Genomic DNA, 24,876 nt, shown 5'->3' on the forward strand with positions numbered 1-24,876 from the left:
AGCGCGTTCATGCGCTCGGGGGCGGGGCATCGTTGCCGACCGCAGCCCCTTTGGTACGAGCCTGCAAGCCGGTTATCTTGGGCGCGCACTCGCTGGAGAACCACGAAACCGAGACCGGCTCGCGGCTGATCAATCGTTTCGCCACCGGCACCAGCTGTTCGCCTATCAGCATGCCCAGCAAACCGATCAACGCGATTGCGGGAGGCGCTGGAGAACGCACGTTGATGACCGCATAGATGAGGCCCATCAGCATGCCGGCCGCGAGCGAAATCAAATATATTTTCATGCCAGCTCCTTATGACTCAACTGCGCGCTCATCGGCGACTGCACTGGGGGCGATCTATCGCCGGATATGTTCTATGGAGTCGACGGCTACACCATTGGCGAATGCACAATTCCCCATTTTGCGAACGGCGACTCTTCTCGACAAGTAAAGCGATATAAATTCTCGTAAAGCGGTTCAGATGGATTCAGATCGATTCAGACCGATTAAATGATCAATGAAACTAAGCAGGCGAATCCGAGTAGAGAACTGACACACGTTTCTGCACAGTCCCTTAAGAGTCGCGGCAGAAATCGCGCAACGCTTTGTTGACTAGCTCGGCGTGGCTCCAGATCAAACCGTGCGGCGCGGAGTCGACCCGTACGGCGTTAGCGCAGGAAAACTGCTCCATAACAGCAGCTCGATCGATCGGTAAAACCTTATCCTCGCTGCCGTGTATCACCAGCACAGGCATGGCAATTCGGCGTAGGTCATCACGGAAGTCGGTTTGCAATTGCTCGACGCAAGCGTTCATGGTCAATGGGTACACGGCTAAAGCGGCCAGCCACTGCGCCTGTAACGGGGCATCGTCGACAGGGCTGCCTGACCAGACATTGAGGTTGTAAGCGTTGTGCAGAAAATCCGGCGGCATTCCCACGCGCGGGGTGCCGCTGCGACCCTCCACAGGCGAGAAGGTGCCGGCGTCGCGGGTATCCGGATCGTTGACCGTTGCCAGCAAAAACGGCAGTAACGGACTGATGAGCGCGGCCTTGCTGACGCGATCGTCGCCGTAGGTGCCCAGATAACGCAGCACGTCGCCCGCGCCCGAACCGAACCCGACCAACATCGCGCGATTGACCGAGCAGGCGCGTAATAAGCGATGCAGGTCTTGCGCCAACGTGTCGAAATCGTAGCCGGCATCAGGCTTGCTGGACTTGCCGAAGCCGCGCCGGTCGTAGACCAGCACTCGATGCCCGCTCTCCACCAGCGCGGCGATCTGCCGCTCCCAAACGCAACTGTCGAGCGGTCCTCCGTGAATCAATACGATAGTTTCGGCGTCGCCATGATGCCCATGTCCATGATCTTCGTAGTACAGATTGATGGACATGCTTCCTTCACGGCCAGCGTTCATATAAGCCATGCCGGCCACTCCCGAAATTCAGCCAACTATCCAGCCAATTCGGCACGCTATTTGGCCCATCAAAAGCGCGCTTTTTTTCTAGATGTTATGGAGTCATTTTGGGAGTTACCGGCGGATACGCAAGTAAATTGATATAAATCCGAATAAACCTTAGCCGGTCGCCAGCGTCGCGAGTAACGACTTTGCCAGGCGCATATCGGCCGTGCCCTCGCCTTCGGCAAACTGGAGATAGGTGGCGTTGAGCAGGGCTCTTGCCTCCGCGGCGCGGCCCTGGTCGCTCATCAACTTTGCGAGCGAGCACGCTATGCGCAATTCCCAGGAGAGCGCTCCCTGGCGACGAGCCAAGTTCATTGCATCGAGCAGAACCTGCTCTCCCGTTCCGGCGGCGCCCCCTGGGTACGCTTTCATTGTCGCCTCGATCTCGACGCGTAGCTGCTCGGCAGCAGACCAACGCGCATCGCTATGTATGGATTTTTGACTAAAGCGATGGGTGCCGAAGGTCGATAGCGTTTCGCGTTGTATCGGGGTCAGCAGCTCCGATCCCGCACAGTCGGCCACATCCACAGCACCCTCAGCATCCAGCGAACCGTTGCCGGTCAAAACCAATTCGTAGGTGTTGGCCCACCCGACCCAGTGCAGGAGGCGACACTTTCCCGCATGTTCAAGCAACAGTGCCTTGTAGCGCCGCGCGGCTTCGATATCGCCGACCCAAAGCGCCACAGGGCAGGCGCCCAGCGCCAACGCGTGACACAGCGAAATAGTATGCCCTGTTGCCAGCGCGGCTTCCACGGCTTGCGCTGCGCGCAGCATGGCTTGCTCGGGGAACCCTTGCATCCATAAAATTCGGGCGAGCATGGTCAACGCGGCCGAGCGTTGGTTGAGCAAAAAGCCGACACTTTGCGCTTCTGTTTTCGGGCCCGAAGGCGCATCTAAAACACGCTCGATGTGCCGTCGAGCAGCCGCCTGATCCCCGAGAAAATGCAGCGATGTTGCAAGCAATCGGTCCGCCAGTACGCCTGCCCCATGGGCCGAATTTTTTCGTGAAACAGCGCCGAACCGATGCGCGAGCTGGACGGCGGTTTCATAGTTCGCGTGGATATAGTGGGCGTGAAATAGTCCATGCACGGCCCGCAGTTCATTGGTCCAATCCCCCATTTTTTCGGCGATCGCGAGACATCGGGCAAATGCGTTTTCCATGCTGGCGAGCGGTTGCGTGCCATGCAACAGCGCGTTACCCAGCGCCAGCAACAGCTTCATTTCGGTCTGGCCATCCGGCTCTTCGATGCGCGCGATGGCATCGAGGGCGCGTTGCGCGTAGCGTCGATACTCGTTCATCAACGACAGTTCGAACCATAATGGCGCCGACACTGCCGAGAGCGCAATGCCGCACGACAAATCGTTGCCAGGCAGAAAGCACCATTCGAGAGCGGCCCGTATGTCATCGACAACGCGTCGATACAGTGCGACCACATCCCCCGCGGTTTGACGCTCGATTTGCCGATCCGTTTTTGGGTCCCCTCCGGCGAGCAGCCCGCAAAAATGGGCCGCATGCCTGCTGCACACTAGGTCGCTTTCCGACGCTTCATCGAGCTTTACGACTGCATAGCAACGCGCGGTATCCAAGAGCCGAAACATCGGCACTTCCGCGCTCACCGATACAGTAACCAGCGACTTCGCGACCAAAGCGACCAGGATTTCGAAGATATCACTTCCGCCGACATCCTCGAACGCCAACACCGCCCTCGCCGATTCGAACGTAAACGCGCCTTGGAATATCCCCAGCCGACGCAATGCGATCTGCTCGTTACCGGGAAGAAAGTTGTAGCTCCAGTCGAGCGCCGCCTTGAGCGTTTTATGGCGTGCCAGTGCCGTGCGACGCCCCTGATTCATCAGGAAGAGACCGTCAAGCTGGGTGGACAGGCAGGCGATGCTAAACAAGCCCACGCGAGCCGCGACCAGTTCGATGGCCAAGGGAATGCCGTCGAGACGGCGGCAGATATCCGCCACCAGGGCCAAGTCTGTCTCGGTCAGACGGAAATCGGCCCGACTGGCCCTTGCCCGTTCATCGAATAGCTCTATCGCCGAAAAACGCAATGCCGACGCCACGCTCATCCGAGCAGGCGCGGGTGGAATCTCCAACGGGGGCAAGCGGTAGACGCACTCATAAGCGGCTCGCAGCGATTCACGGCTCGTCGCCAAAATACGTACCTGCGTTGCCCCGTCGTAGATCGATTCGACGAGAACGGCAGCCGCTTCGATCACGTGCTCGCAATTGTCCAGCAGGATCAACATTCGCTTGTCGGCGAGATGAGCAATAAGGTCGGGGATAGCATCTTGCGATAGCACCGGTAGCCCTAGCGCCGACGCGAGCGCTGTCGGTACCAATCCTGGATCGGTGAGCGAGGCCAAATCGACTAGACAAAGACCGTCCGCATATTCGGATGCCGTGCCGGCTGCGACCGCATGGGCTACCGTCGTCTTGCCCATTCCCCCAGGGCCGACGATTGTGACAAGACGATGTCGCGTAAGGATTTCGACGATACTGCCTACCTGCTCGTCACGCCCGAGCATGCGTCGCGAGGCCATCCCGGATCTGCCCGAGACCAGTGAGGATTCCAGGACGATTACGTCGCGGCTGTCGGGGGTGTCGCGGCTGTCGGGGCTACCGTTCCCGCTATTGACGTCGCTCGCGGGCGCCGCCTCCTGCGAAACCGGAGCGACGAAACAGTAACCTCGCCCCACGACACTTTCGATAAACCGGGTGCCGCCTCGCGCATCGCCGAGTGCCTTGCGCAGGGCCCCAATATGGACTCTTAGGTTGGCCTCTTCGACGACCGTGTCGGGCCAAGCCGTTGCGATCAACTCTTCCTTCGTGACCAAAACCCCGGCCCGTTCCACGAGCGTCGAGAGGATGTCGAACGCGCGGCCACCCAGGTGCAAGCGCTTTCCCGCCCCATAAAGCGCTCGTTCATGAGGTATGAGCTTGAACGAGCCAAAGCTCAAGATCTGCGCTGTCGGTGATCGCTGCGCATGTGTCATGGAGTGGACATCTGGAGATTGAGGCGCAAGAATAGGCGGCCTCGATGACGCAAGAGTAACAGAAAGCTCGCTGAAAGCCTGGGTCCTTCGCCGCCTTTTTTGTCGATCAGCCGACGCTTATTTCAACCTTACACCCGTCACCCTTACACCGTTGCCCCCTCCCACCCTACTTGAGCGCTAACGCATGGCACTGACTTTCCAACAGCTCAACTGCATCAGGCAGGTCGTCGTCAACGGCTTCAGTGTTTCGCGAACCGCGGAGGCATTATTCAGCACCCAGCCGGGCGTGAGCAAAATGATCCGCGCGCTCGAAGAGGAACTCGGCATCGACATATTCGTGCGCCGCGGCAATCGGTTGATCGGTCTGACCGATGTCGGAAAGGAGGCCTACGCGTTGGCCGGTCGCGTGCTTCAGGATGCGAAGTCGCTGCAGCAATTGAAGTCGTCCAACAGTGGTCCCGAAGTCGAGGGCATCATCCGCGTCGGCACGACCCATCTTCACGCCCGCTACCGTTTGCTTTCGGTCACCGAGCGCTTCTTGAAGATCTATCCCAGGGTCCAACTCGAATATTCGGTCGGCACGCCGCCAGAGATCTATTTGGGCGTGCGAGACGGCACCATGGATATCGGACTCAGTACGCTGCCGCAAGCCACGCCGTCCGGCATTTTCGCGATCAAGGCCTACGACTTGGAACGTTGCCTCGTCGTGCCAGCCGGTCACCCATTGCTGGCACTCGGCAGCGTTACCATCGAAGAGTTGACGCAGTGGCCCTGGATCGTTCATGACGATCGATTCACCTCGGGCGCCGTAGTCCAGCGCACATTTCAGATGTACGGCATGCAGCCGCACATCGTCATGCGGGCCATGGATGTGGATGTCGTAAAAGCCTACGTCGCAAGGGGAATCGGCATCGCCGTATTGCCGAAAATGGCGGTGGAACATGAGAGCGACGAGACCTTGCGGAAAATCAATGTCGATCATTTGTTCCCGTCGTCCGCCGCGATGCTGACGCTGCGTGCGGACCACGTGCTGAAGACGTTTGCCTTCGACTTTATCCAGATGCTGTTGCCGCACTTCACACCGGAAGCGCTGAAGGCCGAGTTGGCTCGCGCACAGCAAAACCATGCACTGTAGAGCATGATTTATTCCAAAAAAGTCATTTGACCGCATGATCTTGGCCGCTCAAAGTGCTAGCACTCTAGTCAGATTGGAAAGCCAATGTCTGAAAAGCACGATGCCGGACCCAACAGCGCGTACGCAGCAAAAGACGTCAACGAAGCCTTCCGAGGCGGTGCGCGCGCGGTAGCGTTTCTGAGTCAAATCAATAAAGCATCGATCGTGATGCTCGCTGACACCGCGATCTTGTCGGACGCCGACGCAAGCGTAATCGCACACGGCATCCTGGCCCTGGATCCGACATCGAGTGAGCAAACGTCGGGCGACTATCTCGACTACGAGAAAAGACTGGTGGACCTGATCGGTCCGCAAGCGTCCCTGGTCCATGCCGGGCGTAGCCGGCAAGACATCGCTTCCACTCTCTCGCGGATGAATCTGCGGGAGGATCTTCTCGACGCCTACGAGGCCCTGGCGCAGGCGCGCTTATGCCTCGTCGAGCTCGCGCCACGGCATCGCGACACGATCATCCCCGCGTACACGCATGGCGTTCAAGCACAGCCCACGACGTTTGCCCACTACCTGCTCGCCTTCTCGAGCGCGCTGGGACGTCAGCTCGAACGACTCGCGCAAGCCTATGGCCGGCTTAATGTCAGCCCGCTCGGCACGGCCGCGCTGTCGACTTCCAGCTTTCCCATCGATCGCATGTTGTTGGCTCACCTGCTTGGCTTCGCGGGCGTGGTGGAAAACGCCTACGACGCGAACCACCTCGCTCCGGTCGATAGCTGCCTCGAATTCGCCGGCGCGCTCGCAATTTGCGCGGTGCAGATCGGGCAGTTCGCGCAGGATCTGCATGCGCAATATGCTTCGCCCACACCCTGGCTGACGCTGCAACCGGGGGAACTGATGGGTATCAGCAGCTTGATGCCGCAAAAGCGCAACCCCGCTGCGCTCGAACAACTGCGCGCACAGAGCAGTTTGCTGCTTAGCGACATGCAAGGGCCGTTCCTGCTGGCACATAACGTGCGCACGGGGATGTTCGACTACCGGTCCTATGACCCGCTGCCGGCGAAACGCCCCGTCGCGCTCTTCGCGTTGCTGGCGAAAATCGTCAAAGGGTTGGTGGTGGATGAGCAGCAAGCCCGCGATGAAGTCGATGCGGACTATTCGACAGTCACCGAAATTGCCGACGTCCTGATGCAGAAGGCGAACGTGCCGTTTCGTATCGGCCATCACTTCGCCTCGGTACTCACCGACCATGGCCGCGCGCAAAAGAAGCGTTTGGGACAAATCGGTTACAACGAGGCCGCGCAGCTTTACCAGCAACAAAATGGCGTGCCGTTCCCGCTCAATGAAAACGCTTACGAACAATGTACCGACCCGCGACGGATGATCTTCAACCGCAGAGGTTTGGGCGGCCCGCAACGCGCGGAGGTCGACCGCATGCTCGACGTGGAGAGCCGCTCGGCGCGCGCAGCACTGGATTGGAATCGTGCCGCGCGGCAGCAACTCGATGAGGCACATGAACATCTCGTCGGCCTGACCCGGGAACTGGCCGCCCGTCGCGGCAAATCGTCGTAAAGCTCGGTCGTAAAGCCGGGGTCGTAAAGCGAACAACACAAATAACGATTCAGGAGACAACGCATGAGAGTTTTGACGCTTTTCTTCGTCGCCATGACATTCTGCATGTCCGCGATGGCCGAGTATCCGGATAAACCGATCCGCATCATTCTTCCCTATGCGCCCGGCGGCGGTGCGGACACCGTAGGACGGCCGCTTGCCGTCGCGTTGTCGAAGGTGCTGGGGGTGTCGGTCTACGTCGAAAATAAGGGCGGCGCCAGCGGCAATATCGCCATGCAGTATGTGGCGAACTCCTCGCCGAACGGCTATACCGTGGTGCTGCCGCTAACGGCGCAAGTCGCGGTCAATCAAAGCCTGTTCAAACACCTACCCTATGACCCGCAAAAGGACTTTGCCCCGATCTCGGTGATCGGCGAGGCACCGTATTTTCTGGCGGTTAATCCATCCTTCCCTGCGAAGAACCTTCAGGAGTTCATCGACGTAGTGAAAAAGAACCCGGGGAAATATTCGTATGCATCGACCGGCCTGGGTAGCGGCCTGCATTTGTCTATGGAATTACTCGAGTCGATGGCCAAGATCAATATGGTGCACGTGCCGTATACCGGCGCCGGCGCCGCGTACACCGATGTCCTCGCGGGGCGAGTGCAGGCGACATTTGCAGGCGTAGGCAGCGCCAAGGGCTTTCTAGACGCGGGGCTATTGCGGCCACTCGCTGTCACCACACCGCAGCGCTCAGCTGCACTGCCCAACGTACCCACCATGTCCGAAGCCGGTCTGCCGGGCTATGAATCGTATGTCTGGTATGCGTTGCTAGCGCCGAAAGGCACGCCCGCGCCGGTGATTCAAAAGTTGCACGATGCGGTCGTCGCCGCGCTGAAAACGCCTGAAGTGCAGAAGGAGTTCGCCGCCGACGGGATCCAGCCGATCGGATCCACGCCGGAACAGTTGACCTCGTTCATCACATCGGAGACCGTGAAGTGGAGTGCGCTGATGAAACGGGCAGGCGTCGCACCGGAGTAAGCCGCTATTGAAGCGCAGTCAGTTTGTTGGGGCCTGTGGGCAAGGCCTGGGGACTGTTTTCTCGGGAGCCGTTGCGCTGGTCAGATACACGCTCGATGCCTAGCCGTGCCACATTTTCGAAAAATGCCAGCCGAGCCCGGTAATAGTCAACTTGCATCTGCGCGTCGAGAACGCGCTGCTCTGCCTGGAACAATTGCAGACGCAGTTCATCCATCGCTTTTTTCGCATGCTTTTCCGGAGTGTGCGCGTAACGCACAGGCCAGTTCAGAATCCAGTGCTGCATGATGAAGCCCTCCCGGTAGATCGTTACCAATCCCTACTCTGATCATGGGGTCCTATTCGAGTCGAGAAACGACACGACCCAGCCTCAAAACGCCAACATCTCGAAATTGCGCTACGGATAGACACGCACGAGCGCTGAAAGTTTATTTGTTGCAAAAACGACGCACCTTGAACCCTAAGGTTGCGACTCTTGAAATCGGCCCATTCTCATGCTCGCGAACATCGGCCCAGGGCACAGCCGCGTGGAGCAACGGAACCCGGCGATGCGAGGGAAAAAAAGGAATCTGCGGGACGTCCGAGCTGAAAGCCTAAGATAAATGTATGGGAACTTTAGCGGGTAAAAACGGGTCGCACCATTTAATATGTACGAGTATGCTAATCATCAAGTAGTAGTAAGAAAGGTAATAATTACGCGACTCGAAGTGTAAATCGGTCGATATTTCTTTTGTTATATAATAGCTCGTCGCGTAACGACTACTTGACCGCCGTATAGGCAGAAAAAATTCTCGAAATACGCTATTCCTGAGTCGATTTAGTAAGGTCAAGGATAGGTTGGGCAAAGGTTTTCCAACGCGCGCACGTATGTTTTAGAGGAGAAACTGGAAAGAGCGCACAAACCCCGTGTACTTGGCGGTCCTCCGGACGCAGCTCACGCCGTCGATAACCACTTCACGCATACTTACAGCAGAGAATCCCTATGATTATTGCAACGAGCCACTTATCCGACACGGCGCTGATGTTCTTTGTCCTCGGCGTTTTCCTGTCCTGCGTGCTTTTTTGCGGCTTTATACGCACTCGGAACGTCGGCGATATTTGGGATGTCACGCCACGCGGACTGGAAGAGTGATTGCGCTTGTGATTACGTCACACGCGGTCGCTTAAGGTCTACGCTGGAAAAATAGTTCGCGCAGGCGAACCCGGTTTGAGCGGGCTGCCGTCGAACTTGATCAAAACAAACCACTGCTGAGCGTGGGGCCTAGCCGTCACCGGTCCATCAGCCCTCCCTGTCCAGCCAGCGTTTCTGCCAGAACACACGCGCCAGAAGCGAAAATAACTCACTTCCCCTGCACGATCGGATAAAAACGGTAGCAATTGGCCGCATTGCAGATGCGTTGCTCTTCGACGATGTGATCGGCTCGACTAAGCGAGTTCTCGTCGAATACCGTACTTGCGCAGTTTGTTCGCCACGGTCGTGTGCGAGGTCTTCAGGCGCACGGCCAACTGCCGGCTAGAGGGATAACGCGCGTACAAATCTTCGAGCAGATTCTTCTCGAAGGCGGCGAGCGCTTCGTCCAGGCTGTCAGGCCCTTCGGCAGGCGCAGGCTGCACGCGTTCGTGCCCCCGCTCTTGCCCCGACACGCTGCCCAGTTCGAGATCGTCGACATCGATCGCCGGTTTATCGGTCATCGCAACCGCGCGGAAAATCACATTCTGCAACTGCCGGACATTGCCCGGCCACGGATTGGCGCGCAGCGCGAGGTGCGCCGCAGGCGTGACCCGGCAGCGCGGCCGTTCGATTTTCAGGCAAGCCTGATCGGCAAAATACTGGGCCAGCAGGCCGATGTCGCCGGCGCGGTCACGCAGCGCGGGCAGGCGCAAGTTCAGCACGTTGAGCCGATAAAACAAATCTTCGCGGAACACCTTCTCGGCCACCATGTGTTCGAGATCGCGGTGCGTGGCGCTGATGATGCGCACATCCACCCGCATTTCGCGATCGCCGCCAACGCGCCAGAATGTGCCGTCGTTCAAAAAGCGCAGCAGCTTGGCCTGCAGATACGGTGACATCTCGCCGATTTCGTCGAGGAAAACCGTGCCGTGGTTGGCCAGTTCGAGCAAGCCCGGTTTGCCGCCTCGATGTGCCCCGCTGAACGCGCCCGGCGCATAACCGAACAACTCGCTTTCCGCGAGACTCTCCGGCATCGCGGCACAGTTCAAGGCCAGGAACGGTGCGCAATTGCGTTTGCTGGCGGCATGGCAAGCACGCGCAACCAGTTCCTTGCCAGTCCCCGTTTCGCCGAGTATCAGCAAGGGCGCGTCCAATCCAGCCAAGCGTGCAGTGCGGGTCTTCAGCGAGACCATCGGCCCGCATTCGCCCAATATCACCGCAAAGCCCGCTTCATCCAGTTCTGGAATCGCGCGCCGGTGGGCCGGCAAAGGCCCAAGCGCACGCAGAGTGAGCACGCCGCCGGCAACAATGCGGCCATCGCCGGCCGGCTCCATCTTGACCGGATGCACTTGCACCAAAAATCGCGTATCGCCGATACCGGCTTCGAATTGGGGGACGCCGAAACGTTTTTCCAGCAAGGTGGCTTGTAATTCGGGATCGGATAACAACTCGCCTAGCGCGAACTGGCATAGTTCGTCCTCGCTTTGGCCCGTCACGGACTCAGCCGCTTTATTTGCGGAGATGATTGCACCGTTGCCGTCGACCACAAATACCGGGTCTACCACGGCCGTAAGCAGTGCATTGAAATGCAGATGTTCGCGTTCGCCGGGCAGGATATCGAGCGCCGTGACTTCGAGCACGTCCCGTACTTGTAACAGCGCGGTGCGCAATTCGGCGAACGACGTCGACAGCAAGGTCTGCGCGTCGATATACAAATGCGGCGGCGACATTTCGACCGCGAGCAGATTGATATGCCGGCTGCGTAATACGGCCAGCAGATCATGGGTGATGCCTACCCGGTCCACAAAGCAGACGTCAATGCGCATGAAAATCTTCTCGTTCGTTTACCGTGAGTTCGGCTGACGGTTAGGGTCCGGGTGGATCTCCGGGGTTAGCTCTCCGGGTTAGATTGCAGATCGCCGCACTTGTGGCCGTCGCGATTGCGTATCTAACATGGCTCTACTGACCGCTTCTGATAGTCATTTTTTCGGCAAGTCGTGACTTTAAGAAATGTCAAAATACAAAGCTAATGCCTATTGTGCATCGCGGTATGCATTTTATGCATGATGCCATGGGTCACTGCGCCCGATGCTTGTTCTTGTTAGTGTTGTCCCACTAAAGCCAGGGCCTATCCCAAGATCGAAAGGCCTGCTACACATCGTCATAAGGGAATGTACTTAGGCCACGACGACGTTTTACCCTCGTTCATAGCGTGCTGCGTGCGGCCATCCAAGTGTACGTGCGCCCGCGCATGGAATGTTAGCGCTGGCCTACCCGCGTGGGTTCTAAACGACAGAAAGCCGTTTGAAAGCCCAGTGCATGCTAAGCCCAACTCAATCGAACGATAGCCCGCCAACGTAGGTTCAAGCCTGCTTCACGAAATAAGGACTTCTTTTCAATCGCGGCCGTCAGAGCGCCGGATGGCGAGTGGCACGGGGCCACTGCGGCACGAACTCGGCCGTGAACGGTTCCGGCTTCGCTAGGATGAAGCCTTGCACATAATCGACGCCTATCGTGCGCAAGATCTCGAGCGTTTCCTGGTTCTCGACAAACTCGGCAATGGTGAGTTTCTTCATTAGGTGACCGATCGTGTTGATCGCCTGAACCATCGCAAAATCGGTCGGGTCGTTCGCGATGTCCTGGATAAAACCGCCGTCGATTTTTAGATAATCGACAGGCAGGTGTTTGAGGTATGCAAATGACGACATGCCCGCGCCGAAGTCGTCCAGCGAAAATCGACAGCCCCGCGCACGCAAGGCTTCGATGAAATGCAAGGCATCGGTCAGGTTCGCGACCGCGGCAGTTTCGGTGATCTCAAAGCAGATCAGCTCGAATGGCACCTTATGCCGCAACTGCTGTTCGAACACAAACGCGAGAAATTCCGGATCGCCGATCGACGATCCGGACAGGTTGATCGCACACGTTTTGATCGGCACGCCGTTGCTGAAAACTTGGCGCTTGGCCAGCGTCGCGAACGTCTCGTTGACGACCCAACGGTCGATCGACGGCATCAGGTTATAGCGTTCCGCCGAGGGCAGAAACGCGGTGGGCAGAATCAGCGTATTCGGTTCGCCCTGCAAGCGCACCAGGATTTCGATGTGAGCACCCGGTAACTGGTCGCTACGCAGATCGACGATCGGTTGCGCATACAGGCAGAACTGCTGCTGATCGAGCGCATCGCGCAGGCGTGTGACCCATTTCATTTCCCCTTGGCGCACCGACAGCTCGAGGTCGTCGCCGGCATGCTGGTGGACCCGGTTGCGGCCCTTCTCCTTGGCCACGTAACAGGCCATGTCGGCCAAGCTCATCAGCTCGGCCAATGAAAACTGCCGTGCGGTGAAATTGATCAGCCCGATGCTGACGCCGACAGAGAAGAACTTGGTGCGCCAGACGAAGCGGAATTCGCAGACCGTACGGCGGATCTCCTCGGCCCTTTGCCATGCTTGCGGCGGCGGGCAATCGGCCAGGAAGATACCGAACTCGTCGCCACCCAGCCGCGCGAAGCAATCGCCGGGCCGCAAGCGGGCTTTCAAGATCGTACCGATCTGCCGGATCAGCTCATCGCCGGCCTGGTGTCCACAGGTATCGTTGACGATCTTGAACTGATCCAGATCCAGATAGAGCAATGCGTGTTGCGCCGACGTTTCGTGCAGGGCGCTCAAATGATTGAGCAATTGCGCCTGGAACGCGCGCCGGTTGAGCAAGCCGGTCAATTCGTCATGCGTGGCCTGATGCAGCAGTTGCTCGGCGTGTTCACGCTCGCGGCTGATGTCGTGCAGCACCAGCACGGTGCCGACGGTCGCGCCCGTATGGTCGCGGATCGGCGCGATGGATTGGTCGATGGCCACTTCGCTGCCGTCGGCGCGCACGAGCAGGATGCTTTGCGCGGCGCCGGCCACGCTGGGCCGCCCCCCCACAATCTGCGCGACCGGGTCTTTGATCGGCTGGCCATTCGTGTCGGACACGCCGTGCAGAATTTCCATGAGCGGCCGGCCACGGATTTGATGCGCTTCGCATTTCAGCAGTTTTTCGGCCGCCTTATTGAGGTAGCTGATCGTGCCGTCCATCTCGGTGCGGATCACCGCATCGGCAATCGATGCCAACGTAACCTGGGCGCGCTCCTTCTCGGCAAAGAGCGCCATGTCCTGTTCCCGGCGCTCGGTAATGTCGGACATCGAACCGACCATACGGGTTGGAACGCCGAGCGCGTCGCGGCTGGCCGTGGCGAGCACGCGGCACCATCGCACGCTGCCGTCCTTCGCACACATGCGCAACTCGATATCGTAGGGCGCCGCGGCCGACAGATGCGCCTCGAGCGCAAGCCGGTTACGCAAGCGATCCGCCGGGTAGACCAACTGCACGAATTGGGTGGCGCTATATCTGACGTCTTGGTCGCCGTACCCCAACAAACGCTGGATCCACCGCGAACAGTAGATCTCATCGCTGACAATATCCCAATCCCATAAACCCGCGTTGCTGCCCTCCAGGGCGAGATTGAAGCGCTCGGTATTTTTCCTGAGCATGTCCTGATATTGCAGGTTCTTCGCGAGAACCCACCGCATATACAGTATTCCGAGCACAAACAAGCTGAACCCGGCGCCCAATATGGCCAGCTTCAGCGCCCATTGCGTGACCGCGGCGGCACGGCCCAGCGCGTCCGAGAATCCCTCCTCGAGCTGGGTGAACGTGTCGTCGAGCCGATTGATGCGCGCGAGCAGCGCGTCGATGCTGGCGCGATCGCTGGGATCAGTTTGGATTTGTTGCTGCAGTTGTCCTGCCAGCACGCGCAATTTGTCGAGTTCGATGTCGGACTCGACCCAGATCGCAATGGCACGCTGCAGATCGGGGACGAACCCGAAGTTGCGGTACAGCCAGATCATGCCATCGGTGTCGCCGCGCCTGAGGCCGCCCCTGACCATGTTTGCGCCAATTGCCGCGTAATCCGGCACAGCTTGATCCATACCGAGGCGGGCCTCATGGTCGGCCAGCGTGACATCGAGAAAGCGCTGCGCCTGCTGATAATCTTCGTCACGACCCGTCGCCGCGTACACATTGAGCGAGCGCACCGACGCCTTCTGGGCTTTCGACCAGCGGCTCTCGCCTTGGGTATAAGCGCGGATATCGGTCATCACTTCCAGGCTGAAAATACCCAGAAAAATCTGCAGCGTGATGATCAACAGAAACGGCAGGATCACCGCTTTTGATACCGAAGCGGCTCGATTCAGATCAAGACGGGTGATTCCTTTCGGACTCTTCATAACTCGATCCACTGCCGTGGCCCCGACGTGATGACGGGCTGAGAACGGCCCACCCGAACGACTTTACTTAGAATTTCGGGTCATAACAAGCGCGCTGGGACAATTTTTAGCGATTATCCCCACTGTTGCGTCGCTCCTATCATTTTGAGGGCACGGCCGGCAAGTGCAGGGCTCGTGCAATGCCATCCGTGTTCAGCCCTGCGCTGTAGCCCGCCATGCCCGGTACCCCCGGCACTCCCGGCACGGAAGTGTCGTCTGCATTAGAACTATCCCCCAGGTGGCGCTGCGCATCCAGTGTGGCCTGCTGGGCAGCCAACGCTTGCGCGGCGCGATCGTCCAACATTTTTTGCGCGGTGCTCGACGCCTGCTCGGCGTGCTTGTCGTAGATGTCTTGCCGAGCCCGATTGAAATCGCCGTAACTGAGCTCTCCGGCGTAGAGCTTGCCCAGCAAATCTTCCAGATCGTTTTGCTGGCTTTGGAGTATCGCTTGCGATTCGGGCGTCAGAACGTGCGCGCGAAAATCGCGACCTAGCTCGAAGCAATGCTGCAGCGCTTGGGTCCATGCCGACACCAGCGGTTTGTCGTCGTCGTCGACCTTGCGCGGGTCCGATTGCATGGCTAGCGTCAGCGTACGCCGCCGAGGGCTCGGAAAGGCCAGCGGCGTTTTTTGTGCGAGCGGCTGCAGCTCGGGATCCGCGTCGAGTGCCCGGACACATGCGGCCCCCGGGTCCGGCGGCACGGCATGGGCTTGCGTGACCACGGCGAGCAAGCACAGCAGGCTGGCGACGCGTCGAAGCGAGTGAGGAGTAGCGTTCATCGAGTCAAAGTGGGGTATTGCATGCGTGAAATCTTCGTGTATGCCGCGGCGCTGGGCTCAAGCTGATGCGTCAATGCCTCAGTTAGTCGACCCAGTTAGCCGATTCAAATTGCGCGGGGCCCGAAAAACGGCAAAAATGAGGCTTCTTTTTTTGCGAACCTCCGACCATATCATGACATTCCGGCTCCCCCGCTTCGCCTCGATTTCCAAAGCGGCCTGCATAGCGGGTCTCGCCGCAGGTTTATCGAGCACTGCCGCCTGGGCCGATAGCTGGACAACCATCGGTGCGATGCCCAACACCGCCGTCCAGGTCTCCATCGACTTCACGTCGATTATCCGGCCGGATAGCGCTGTGACTTCATGGCTGCACGATCTGATTTCCGACCAACCGAAGGAAAATCTCACGCACGCCTGGTTTCTTTTCGACTTCCCGGCCCCGGTGACGACGGCCGAATCGTTTGTTTATCGCTCTTACAAACGCCGCGAAATAATTGACTGCGAACGGCGCGCCTCCGCGATGGAATCCTACGTCGCGTATTCGGATCCGCGTGCGGACGGGCGCGTCATCTACACCTGGACGGGCCCCAACGCAGTCGTCCCGCAACTCGTGCAGCCCGCTCCCGGCAGCATCGCGGCCATCATGATAGACGCGGCCTGCACACCGCCGGCCGCACCGCTGCATGCCGCAGCGACCACCAATGGCGCGGCCGAGCCAGCAAACACGCCGATCAACGATACCGGACTCTCGGGAGCCTACTCGGCGAGCCCTGGCTCGGCCGCACCGGCGCGGGGGATCGATACGACGCACCGGCCAACACAGGAACTGCCGTAACACGCGATCGGCGCAAAACGGGTATTGGCGCGTCGGATGATGGGTGCGGCTCGGAATATTTGGCCCGGGCATGCAATCGGGACGCGTCTCGGGCGTGTCTCCGTTGCATGCCCGGGCCCGTCCCGATTGCATGCCCAGGGCATTTTTAGGGTAAGCACCTAGATTCGGATTATTTTGACGCGACGCTGGCGTATCTATACTTAATTCAAGGTATATCGCCACCTGCCCGGGAGCGCGCCATGATTTTTCATTTGCAAAATGCCGATGTCATCATGATGATTAGCGTTGCCCTGCTAGCCACGCTAATCATTGCCCTGCGATTCCAGCCGCGCAGCTTACTCGGCCTTGTCATCGAAGCGATATGCGTCAACGTGCTGGCGGTGCTCGCCGTGCTCACCTTTGAACTCCTGCCGGCGCTGCTCGCCTGATCCGCTTGCGCTTACCCTGCACCGTTTGTCACTCCGCGAAAATCTTTCGGAACTTCGCCCACAACCCTCAGTCTATTTCTATGCTGTGTGCGCGTGTGCGCTGCGGCATTTCCTCTGCGCCCGCGCCTCCCCGACGTGGGCGTTTTTTTGTTCTTTGTGCAGCGAAAAGCGTCGCCGGGCCGTAATCGATGGCCTCATACCTCACGCTGTGATATGACTGGTTATAATTCAGGCCAGCCATCTCCCAGCAGCAGACCATGATCGACGCCCTACATAAACTCCCCGACCGAACGTTGCGGCACTTGCGACGCATGTGGCACGATTACGGCGTATTTTGGCTCGGAGCGATTTTGGTCGGACTGATCGCGGTGCTTTATGCGCGGCTGATCGATTTCGGTTTCTCCTACTTCCAATCCATACAGCAGGCTCATTTCTGGGCGCCGCTCATCATTACGCCCGCTGCAAGCGCGTTATGTGCGTGGCTCACGCGACGGTACTTCCAGGGCTCGGAAGGCAGCGGGATCCCGCAGGTCATTGCAACCTTGCATGAAAACCCGACTGAACTCGGCAAGCGCCTGCTCACGCTCAAACTCGCAGCCGGCAAGGTCGGCATCTCGTTTCTGGCCATCCTCGGCGGTTTCACGATCGGTCGCGAAGGACCGACCGTGCAGGTCGGCGCAGCCGTCATGTTCGCGATGCGGCGCTTCTACAAGCGCTCGCATGTGATGATAGAGCGGCAGTTGATCCTGGCGGGGGCGGCGGCGGGCTTGTCGGCGGCATTCAATACGCCGCTGGCCGGCATCGTCTTCGCCATCGAGGAATTGACCCGCAGCTTCGAGCAGCGTACGAGCGGCGTGCTGATCACCGCGATCATTTTCGCCGGTGTCGTGGCGCTGGGGTTGAACGGCAACTACACCTATTTCGGCACCATCATGATCGTGCCGTCCGATTTCGACCGTTCGCTGATTGTGGCCGTGATCGTGACCGGTGTCGTAACCGGCTTGGCCGGGGGCGGCTTTTGCTGGTTGTTGCTCAACACCGCACGCTGGCTGCCTGCCGGCGTCCAGCACTTGCGCCACGTGCGCCCAGTGGTATTCAGCGCGTGTTGCGGGCTGGGGGTAGCGGTGATCGGCGTCGTGGCCGGTGGCAGCACCTTCGGCAGCGGTTACGCCGAGGCGCGCGGGCTACTCGACGGCACCCAGCATCTCAGCGCACTGTATCCGCTGCTGAAAATGGCTTCGATGGTGGGTTCGTATTTGCCCGGCATTCCAGGCGGCATTTTCGCGCCATCGCTGGCCATCGGCGCGGGCTTTGGCAATGTGCTGCATATGATCTTCGGCCACATCTCGCTGCCCTTGCTGATTGCGTTGGCCATGGTGGGCTATCTCGCCGCGGTGACCCAATCGCCGATTACCGCCTTCGTGATTGTGATGGAGATGATCAACGGCCACGCGCTGGTGATTTCATTGATGGCCGCGGCGCTCATTTCGAGCCGTGTCTCGCGCTTGCTGGCGCCGCCGCTTTATGAAGCGCTGTCCGAGCGTTACATTACTCCGACCGCGTCGTCGACTGTCGCGCCCGAGGTGCCAGGGGTGGGGCCGGACGAGGCGGTGGCCACTGACGTGGCTGCCGAAACACCCGAGATCTGAGTCGAGTCCTATTCAGGACTCTGAGGCGCCGGATTTCTCTCCGGTCGCGCGCTGGTTGTGCGTTGCGATTCGCACTCGCCGTCGGTCCATCTCACTTTAATTTCGTTTCAAGAAATTAATCATATCGAGAGGGAGTCACGACGAAAATCGTGCCCCCCCTTTACCGTCGGCCCAGGCTTGCGGAATGTTGATCTTGATTTCCAGTAATTCGAGATCAGCCTGACGCTCAAGGCTAACCTCGAAATCGTCGCCGGAAACCCTCACGTGCGTTGAGAGCGCTGCGCCCCGCACGTACCGCAAGCGCGGAATTTCAGACACGAGCCCAGACGGATTCATCCACACTAAAAAAGTACGAATAAGACCGACCGAGATTGATACGAGATGGAAGCTCCCATATTCTTCATATGTGAATTGACTATATAAGATTAGCACTGCAAAACTTAACATTTGATTTTTTTCTGCGTAACACTCGCAACCTGTCAAATATGCCAGTGAGCCGGTCGACCACGCCCAACAGATAACCATTGGATTCCCAAAACTATGCGATCAACGGTCCTTACCGTTTTCTGGTCGGCGCAATGAAAAGCTGCTTAGAGTTGTTACAGCCCAAACTAGCGGCGACACTTTGCCAAAAGCTCCCCGAACTGGGCGCATTAGCATTGGAGGTACTGCCGAGTGGCGCAGAGGCAATGTCCGTTGTGAAGCTTAGTGCAAATTGCAGCATGGTTGCGAAGACCATTGCACCGCAGGCCGCCGAAGAAGAAGTGGCACAGATTCGAAGAATTAACTCAGTCCTTCCAGGCACATGTCCCCGCATTCTGCATGTGGAGCGCGAGTCAGGACTCTACGTTACCGAGTTTTTGCCGGGCGAAACGCTCGAGCAGAAATTGCGACGACACGTCTGTGGATTCGGAGCCCAACTAGTCGAAGAAATACTCGGTCCGAGCCTGCTGATATTGCGAACGTTGCACAACGTATCCCGCCGCCCATATGGATCGACGTACCACAGAATCATCGTTGAGAAGCGTCTAGCCGAGATACTAAATTGCCACGCAACAACCAAGAATTTGCGAGATCAGTCACCACTCGACATAGAGAGATTTTACCTGACTGCGGGCCATGAGCCTTTGGCTAGGGCAGGCGCGAGGCATCTGTCAGAAGCCCTCTCTCGGTTAGTTGATGTGTACCTGGCAAACCTACCCAATTCGGAATCTCTTATTCATGGGGACCCGCATCTGGGAAACATTATTTGCCAAGGTGATTCCATCAAGTTCATCGATCCGCGAGTCACGTGGGATCAAGTAAAAAACGGCGCCGAGGGTCATTTTGATCCCTTGTATGACATCGCATGCTTGGCCCATTCAGCTATAGCAAACGTAATTTTAGAAACCTTCGATGAACTGTTTGAACAACACGAAAAACGGCAGAAGTTGATTGATTGTGCACTTGACGTGCTGGGCATGTACCTGCAACGCGAAGCGACAACTGGGGAGCATGTCCGCTTTGTCGTTTACTTAATCTGCTGTCTCTCAGGGAATCTCAAATATTCGAAATGGGCCCCAAACAAAATTACGTTTTGGCTAACGCTGAACATGATTGACAGACTTCAACGCGGTATTCCCACCATGACCCAACAACCAGGAGCACTAGCAAGATGACCCCGACCATTCTGCTATCCAATTCCAAAGACAACGCTCCATTCTTTGAAGGCTTCGCTAACACTGCTATGCGTTGCGTAAAGGACAAGCTCCTCGCAGCGAACGAGCGGCTAATTGCAAGCCCCGTGCTCGTGCCTCGCCAATCCGCTCTTTCGGCAGGGCTTGCCACCGCCCGGCTTGTCGACTTGATTTACTCCCTTCCACAACGCTTATTCGAAGGTGATGTCAGAACGTTCGCCAGGGCATGTGGCCTCGAACTAGGTGCTGTTGAGACGATAATATCAACGCCCAACGCATCATCCGCTCGTTTCGCTCGCAGTGATGCTTACTTCACGACTTCCGGCTGGAAGTTCACCGAGTTCAATATCGGCAGCTCGATCGGCTGCTATCACCTCGACTGGGCCTTCCAGGAGTTGGAGCGTCAGGCTCAGGTTCAGCATGTGCTCGATACGCATAATGCAAAGCGGATAGATACCGCTACGCTCTGGACCCAAATGGTCCTTCAGGAAGCACAACTACGCTATAGCGGCGTAGACGAGCCCAACATTTGCATTGTCGACTCCACGGATCATTTCAACAAACATGCCGACTGGAATAGGGCTATGGCACACGCCTTGCGTGACACGGCACGCGCCCAGGCAAGCGCTTGCACCATCGCCGACCTTCAAATCGCACCGAACGGTGTCTTTTTTCAAGGTCAGCGGGTGCACTACGTCTATCGTTTATTCGGCGTAAGCGATATTCGCAAGCAGCCGTGCCTCTATGAACCCCTACTACGCTGCGTCCGCGAGGAACAGGTCGGCATGGGCATGCCATTGGACTCACGCCTATATGGCAACAAGGCGGTGCTGGCGCTTCTATCGGATCCAGCTTATGCGACACACTACTCTGCCAACGAGTTAAGTGACATTCACCAATACATCCCTCCGACGCGATTGCTTTCCAAATCAAACATTGCCTTTGGTTTGGAAAATCAGAGAACATTGGTGGCGAAACCAGTGGATGGACAAGGTGGCGTAGGTGTCATCTTTGGTCAGGATTTTTCTGCGGCAGCGTGGGTTGAACGACTGAACCATCTAGCGACCGGCGGCGTAGCGCATGTGTTGCAGGAACGAATCCACCCACAGCCGTGCAGCATAACAGGCTGGTCAGTGCGCGAGGGTTGCGTTAGCAGGGAGGTCAACCTGATATTCGGTCTATTCGCGATCAACTCGGCCTACGCAGGTATGACTGTTCGAGCGACGCAATCGGCGCAGAAGATCGTGTCTTATTCGGAAGATGGCTATATGGCGCCGGTCTATGTCGGCACGAGCCTGCAATGAGATTGAGTGCACGTCCGCACACTCCTCATACCGAGCACCCACCGCGTGACGCACGAGTACTTCAGGATCCGTCAGCCGTTGCGCATTTGGGCAGCGTTTTGCTGTTCAGTCTGGGCAGTTCGATTATTACCCCGTTTTTCGCCATCTATGTCGCGAAAACATTAGGGTACGGGCTGACATTTTCCGCACTCTTGATTTCCGTCAAGGTTATCGGCCAACGCGCGCTTTCCTTGGCAGGCGGAATGCTTGCCGACTCCTATGGCGCCAAGTCAATGGCGATCGCCGGCGTAGTGATTCGCACAGCCTCTTTTACGCTGCTCCTCTTGGCGCCTTCGCGTCATACGTTGTTGGCGTCCGCGCTGCTCAACGGTCTTGGCGCCGCTATTTATCATCCCGCGTTGCGTAAATTGCTCTATACCCGATATCGCGCGCTACCAACACTACTCGCTCGCGTCATTGGTCTGAGAAATGCCTTCCTGAACTTGGGAGCAGCGCTTGGTCCATTGTTGGGTCTGATATTGGTGGCGCATCACTTTGTCATTGCCTGTCAAATAATCGTATTTGTCTACGTGGCGAACGCGGCACTCCTCGCGCTCTTTCGCGAGGAGGCACCGCACCAGCCCGCACAGCGTGCGGCCTTCCAATGGTCAGACTTGCGATCACTTCCGTTTCTCCACGTCCTAGTACTTCAGTTCGGATTTTTCGCAGCGTACTCCCATTTTGAGTTCCTCATCCCTGTCTTCTTCCAAGGACAACTAGGAAACGAGTACGTCGCGCTTGCATTCATCGTAAACACGGGAGTCGTGCTGTTGGTCCAGGGATTTCTGACGGCTGTAGTTCACCGGGTTCCTTCGTGGCTCGGATTCGGTTCGTTTTTGGCGTTCTTCTCGGCCTGTGCTGTAGCAACCGTGGAGGGGCCCGCTTTCTTCCAACAACGCGCTTATGCAAGTGTCTTGTTGGTCATCGTCGCGATGGTGTTCTTCACATTGGGGGAGGTTGTTCTTAGCAATCGGGTGGACCACCTCACTACCCGCCATGTGAACTCCCGCTCCGCTGGCACGGCGTTTGGCATGGTCGCTCTAGTTGGTGCCCTATCGCTATCGCTGATGAATTGGTTAAACGCACTCTTATTGAACCACGGCGCTCTCTTGGCCGTGTGGCTTTGCAGCGCTGCGGTAGCTGCCTTGTTTTTAACATATGAGATGAGGAGAAAGAAGCATGAAACATGACAAGCGCGATGCCATCGTGGTTGTTTCGCGTGTCGGCTTTGACACGCTGCTAAAAGACGGCTCGCTAATCGAACCCTTGCGAGGCCATCAGTTGATCTTCATCAATTCGCTCAGGACCTCGCCTCTTCCTCCTCAAGGAGCCTATGCCGAACTGCACCTTATTGAGCTTCGGCAATGCGACGATTACCTGACTGACCTTATCCGTACTCTGATGACACGTCATCGTGTCGCGCAGGTGTTAACCATTTCCGAACAAGATCTGACACCGGTTGTGTTTGCCAGGAACACACTGGGATTCCCTGGTCTTGATACGGCCACCGCGACCTTATTTCGCGACAAGATCGCCATGAAATCTGCACTGCGAAACAGCAGTATTGGCCTGCCAGCGTACTGCGAAGGCGCGAATGATACGAGTGTGCGCGACTTATTTCTGCAGTACAAGAAGCTGGTCGCCAAGCCACGCGACGGCTACGGGTCACAAGACACCACCGTACTCGAATCCTCCTCGGACGTGGACACCTTCCTGGCAACACCGTCGCAACAGCGCTCCGGGTACTTGGTTGAAGCTTTCGTCAAAGGGGACGTGTATCACCTCGATGCCGTGGTACGCCGCGGCGAAATCTTGTTCTCCTCGCTGGGCAAGTATGAAGTCCCGCCCCTGGACTTTGTTGGGCGTCGCTGGGCCGGAACTCGATTTAGCAACGCAAACACCTCGCTTCACGAAGAAGCAAAGCGTCAGCTACTTGTGGTTCTACAAGCATTTCACTCATGCGACGGCGTATTTCACTTTGAATTTTTTCATGATGATCACAACCTCACCTTCGGCGAAGTTGCCATTCGCCCGGTGGGTGGCGGCGTGGCCGACGCCATCTATGACACGTTCGGTGTTCACCTTATGGAAGAGCACGTTCGCATTCAGCTCGGCATGCCGACTGCCATTGGAGAACCATTGAATGCAATACGGTACGGGGCCTCTCTTCTGCTGCTGTCAGAGGCCGCGGGCGTCGTGGCAGGCTATAAAGGCCTCGAGGGAACTGAACGGCAAACACTACGACGAATCAATTACCACTACACCAAGGGGGACCTGGTCGCACCGACACGCTATAGCGCCGATAGCCTGCTAACTTGCTCTCTGGCATCCAGCGATGCGCAACACCTCGATTTCGATATCCAGGGGATATGCGAAACGGCGGGCGTCGTGCTGAAAAGTACCGCCAAAGAGGATAACTCCACAAGGGGATACGCGTGAGCTATCAACCTTATCTCGAACAACTTAAGCGGCTGCATGCAAAGCATCTGGGATATCCATACAACCTGCGCTTTGACATGCGCTCAGTGGCAGACGCACTCGGATTGCTCATCAACAACCTCGGCGATCCCTATATTGCCTCGAATTACGCGAGCGATAGTCGAAAGTATGAACAGGACGTAATCGACTTCTTTCTGGAGTTGTGGGAATTCAGCGACGCCTGGGGCTATGTGACCTCAAGCGGGACAGAGGGTAATCTGGCCGGCATCCTCTATGGCAAGTGCTCGCAACCACAGGGGCATCTTGTCTATTCCGAGGCGGCTCACTACTCAGTGCCCAAGGCAGCGATAGCATATAGCCTGCCGTCGATCCGAGTTGCGACGCAGCCCAGCGGAGAGATTGACTATAACGCACTCTCGGAAGCTATTAAGCGCAGTGGTGCGAAATCCTTGATCATGGTCTCAAACATTTCCAGTACCTTTTCGGGAGCTTATGATTCGGCAGCGATGATGCTCGATGCTGCCACAAGCTGCGGTATCGCCAGAGAGCACATTTACTTGCATGGCGATGGGGCGCTCGGCGGCATGATTCTGCCCTTCATCGAAAAGGTCTCTGCGCCGTATGCCATCAGCGGAACGCTCCATGACAGCGTTTCAGCGTCTGGCCACAAGATGCCTGGAAGCCCGATCCCATGCGGAGTGGTCGTCACGAAGCGAGAGCATATGGCGCGCTTCGCGAAAAGAATCGAATACCTTAACTCCGTGGATTCCACGCTGAGCGGTTCCCGCAGTGGGTTGGCCGTCATCGCGCTCTATGATGCGCTAATCGCCAAGCACACGTCATATTGGCCGAAAACGATCAGGGATTGCATCGATAACGCCGAGGGCCTAACCACTACCTTACGCTCAAACGGCGTCCCAGCCACACGCAACCTTTATTCCAACACAGTGGTCTTCCCGCGCCCGTCCGAAGCTCTAGTAAAAGAGTGGCAGTTAGCCTGTCAGGGCGAGAGAGCACACGCGGTCGTCATGCCAAACAACGACCAGCGGATGCTCAACATTTTTGCAGAGCAGTACTGCGCAGAACAACTCGATTGCGAAGTGGACTAG

Annotated in this window: 20 protein-coding genes; 12 read left to right on the forward strand and 8 right to left on the reverse strand. The window is 57.6% G+C overall.

The window, feature by feature from the left end:
• Window positions 1–7 precede the first annotated feature (7 nt).
• From GSQ77_RS20050 to GSQ77_RS20060, 3 genes are all read right to left on the reverse strand, one after another.
• A complete protein-coding gene (locus GSQ77_RS20050; RefSeq protein ID WP_158904520.1) occupies window positions 8–286 on the reverse strand; it encodes a XapX domain-containing protein in 279 nt (92 codons plus the stop codon).
• 271 nt (window positions 287–557) lie between these two features.
• Window positions 558–1,403: an alpha/beta fold hydrolase gene (locus tag GSQ77_RS20055; RefSeq protein WP_158904521.1), complete on the reverse strand. Its 846-nt coding sequence runs from the start codon at window positions 1,401–1,403 to the stop codon at window positions 558–560.
• A 150-nt stretch (window positions 1,404–1,553) separates the two neighbouring features.
• Window positions 1,554–4,442, reverse strand: coding sequence for a winged helix-turn-helix domain-containing protein (locus GSQ77_RS20060; RefSeq protein WP_158904522.1), 2,889 nt, complete (start codon window positions 4,440–4,442; stop codon window positions 1,554–1,556).
• A 184-nt stretch (window positions 4,443–4,626) separates the two neighbouring features.
• Between GSQ77_RS20060 and GSQ77_RS20065 the strand changes: the two genes are divergently transcribed.
• The 3 genes from GSQ77_RS20065 (at window position 4,627) to GSQ77_RS20075 (ending at window position 8,157) form a co-directional block, all read left to right on the forward strand.
• Window positions 4,627–5,577: a LysR substrate-binding domain-containing protein gene (locus GSQ77_RS20065; RefSeq protein ID WP_158904523.1), complete on the forward strand. Its 951-nt coding sequence runs from the start codon at window positions 4,627–4,629 to the stop codon at window positions 5,575–5,577.
• 84 nt (window positions 5,578–5,661) lie between these two features.
• Window positions 5,662–7,137 (forward strand): lyase family protein, encoded by a 1,476-nt coding sequence (locus GSQ77_RS20070; RefSeq protein WP_158904524.1) that lies wholly within the window; start codon window positions 5,662–5,664, stop codon window positions 7,135–7,137.
• A gap of 63 nt (window positions 7,138–7,200) precedes the next feature.
• Window positions 7,201–8,157 carry a tripartite tricarboxylate transporter substrate binding protein gene (locus GSQ77_RS20075; protein WP_158904525.1) on the forward strand — a complete coding sequence of 319 codons (957 nt, stop codon included), beginning with the start codon at window positions 7,201–7,203 and terminating at the stop codon, window positions 8,155–8,157.
• A 4-nt stretch (window positions 8,158–8,161) separates the two neighbouring features.
• On the opposite strand, the gene GSQ77_RS20080 is transcribed toward GSQ77_RS20075, so the two are convergent.
• Entirely contained in the window at window positions 8,162–8,440 is a 279-nt protein-coding gene (locus GSQ77_RS20080; protein WP_158904526.1) for a hypothetical protein, read from the reverse strand.
• Window positions 8,441–9,136: 696 nt separating this feature from the next.
• Between GSQ77_RS20080 and GSQ77_RS20085 the strand changes: the two genes are divergently transcribed.
• Complete coding sequence (locus tag GSQ77_RS20085; protein WP_158904527.1) at window positions 9,137–9,286, forward strand: hypothetical protein; 150 nt, start codon at window positions 9,137–9,139, stop codon at window positions 9,284–9,286.
• Between the two features lie 293 nt (window positions 9,287–9,579).
• On the opposite strand, the gene GSQ77_RS20090 is transcribed toward GSQ77_RS20085, so the two are convergent.
• The 3 genes from GSQ77_RS20090 to GSQ77_RS20100 form a co-directional block, all read right to left on the reverse strand.
• Complete coding sequence (locus tag GSQ77_RS20090) at window positions 9,580–11,151, reverse strand: sigma 54-interacting transcriptional regulator (RefSeq protein WP_158904528.1); 1,572 nt, start codon at window positions 11,149–11,151, stop codon at window positions 9,580–9,582.
• A gap of 582 nt (window positions 11,152–11,733) precedes the next feature.
• Window positions 11,734–14,583 carry an EAL domain-containing protein gene (locus GSQ77_RS20095; RefSeq protein WP_158904529.1) on the reverse strand — a complete coding sequence of 950 codons (2,850 nt, stop codon included), beginning with the start codon at window positions 14,581–14,583 and terminating at the stop codon, window positions 11,734–11,736.
• A 139-nt stretch (window positions 14,584–14,722) separates the two neighbouring features.
• A complete protein-coding gene (locus tag GSQ77_RS20100; RefSeq protein WP_158904530.1) occupies window positions 14,723–15,400 on the reverse strand; it encodes a hypothetical protein in 678 nt (225 codons plus the stop codon).
• 172 nt (window positions 15,401–15,572) lie between these two features.
• Here GSQ77_RS20100 and GSQ77_RS20105 point away from each other — a divergent pair, with 172 nt between their 5' ends.
• The 3 genes from GSQ77_RS20105 (at window position 15,573) to GSQ77_RS20115 (ending at window position 18,309) form a co-directional block, all read left to right on the forward strand.
• On the forward strand, window positions 15,573–16,232 hold the full coding sequence (locus GSQ77_RS20105) for a surface-adhesin E family protein (protein ID WP_158904531.1): 660 nt from the start codon (window positions 15,573–15,575) through the stop codon (window positions 16,230–16,232).
• 239 nt (window positions 16,233–16,471) lie between these two features.
• Complete coding sequence (locus tag GSQ77_RS20110) at window positions 16,472–16,660, forward strand: hypothetical protein (protein WP_158904532.1); 189 nt, start codon at window positions 16,472–16,474, stop codon at window positions 16,658–16,660.
• A 257-nt stretch (window positions 16,661–16,917) separates the two neighbouring features.
• The gene (locus tag GSQ77_RS20115; RefSeq protein ID WP_158904533.1) at window positions 16,918–18,309 is read left to right on the forward strand and encodes a chloride channel protein; all 1,392 of its coding nucleotides are present in this window, start codon (window positions 16,918–16,920) and stop codon (window positions 18,307–18,309) included.
• Window positions 18,310–18,444: 135 nt separating this feature from the next.
• Here GSQ77_RS20115 and GSQ77_RS20120 read toward each other — a convergent pair whose 3' ends face one another.
• Window positions 18,445–18,627: a hypothetical protein gene (locus GSQ77_RS20120; RefSeq protein ID WP_158904534.1), complete on the reverse strand. Its 183-nt coding sequence runs from the start codon at window positions 18,625–18,627 to the stop codon at window positions 18,445–18,447.
• 206 nt (window positions 18,628–18,833) lie between these two features.
• Between GSQ77_RS20120 and GSQ77_RS20125 the strand changes: the two genes are divergently transcribed.
• From GSQ77_RS20125 to GSQ77_RS20145, 5 genes are read left to right on the forward strand one after another with little or no spacing between them, the layout of a single operon-like run.
• Window positions 18,834–19,967 carry a phosphotransferase family protein gene (locus tag GSQ77_RS20125; protein WP_158904535.1) on the forward strand — a complete coding sequence of 378 codons (1,134 nt, stop codon included), beginning with the start codon at window positions 18,834–18,836 and terminating at the stop codon, window positions 19,965–19,967.
• Entirely contained in the window at window positions 19,964–21,289 is a 1,326-nt protein-coding gene (locus GSQ77_RS20130; RefSeq protein WP_158904536.1) for a hypothetical protein, read from the forward strand. The genes GSQ77_RS20125 and GSQ77_RS20130 overlap by 4 nt, the downstream gene beginning before the upstream one ends.
• The gene (locus GSQ77_RS20135) at window positions 21,286–22,518 is read left to right on the forward strand and encodes an MFS transporter (protein ID WP_158904537.1); all 1,233 of its coding nucleotides are present in this window, start codon (window positions 21,286–21,288) and stop codon (window positions 22,516–22,518) included. Before GSQ77_RS20130 ends, GSQ77_RS20135 begins: the two co-directional genes overlap by 4 nt.
• The gene (locus GSQ77_RS20140) at window positions 22,508–23,767 is read left to right on the forward strand and encodes an acetyl-CoA carboxylase biotin carboxylase subunit family protein (protein ID WP_158904538.1); all 1,260 of its coding nucleotides are present in this window, start codon (window positions 22,508–22,510) and stop codon (window positions 23,765–23,767) included. The genes GSQ77_RS20135 and GSQ77_RS20140 overlap by 11 nt, the downstream gene beginning before the upstream one ends.
• Complete coding sequence (locus GSQ77_RS20145; protein ID WP_158904539.1) at window positions 23,764–24,876, forward strand: histidine decarboxylase; 1,113 nt, start codon at window positions 23,764–23,766, stop codon at window positions 24,874–24,876. Before GSQ77_RS20140 ends, GSQ77_RS20145 begins: the two co-directional genes overlap by 4 nt.

This window comes from Burkholderia sp. L27(2015), from assembly GCF_009765705.1.
Taxonomy (GTDB): Bacteria; Pseudomonadota; Gammaproteobacteria; order Burkholderiales; family Burkholderiaceae; genus LMUX01.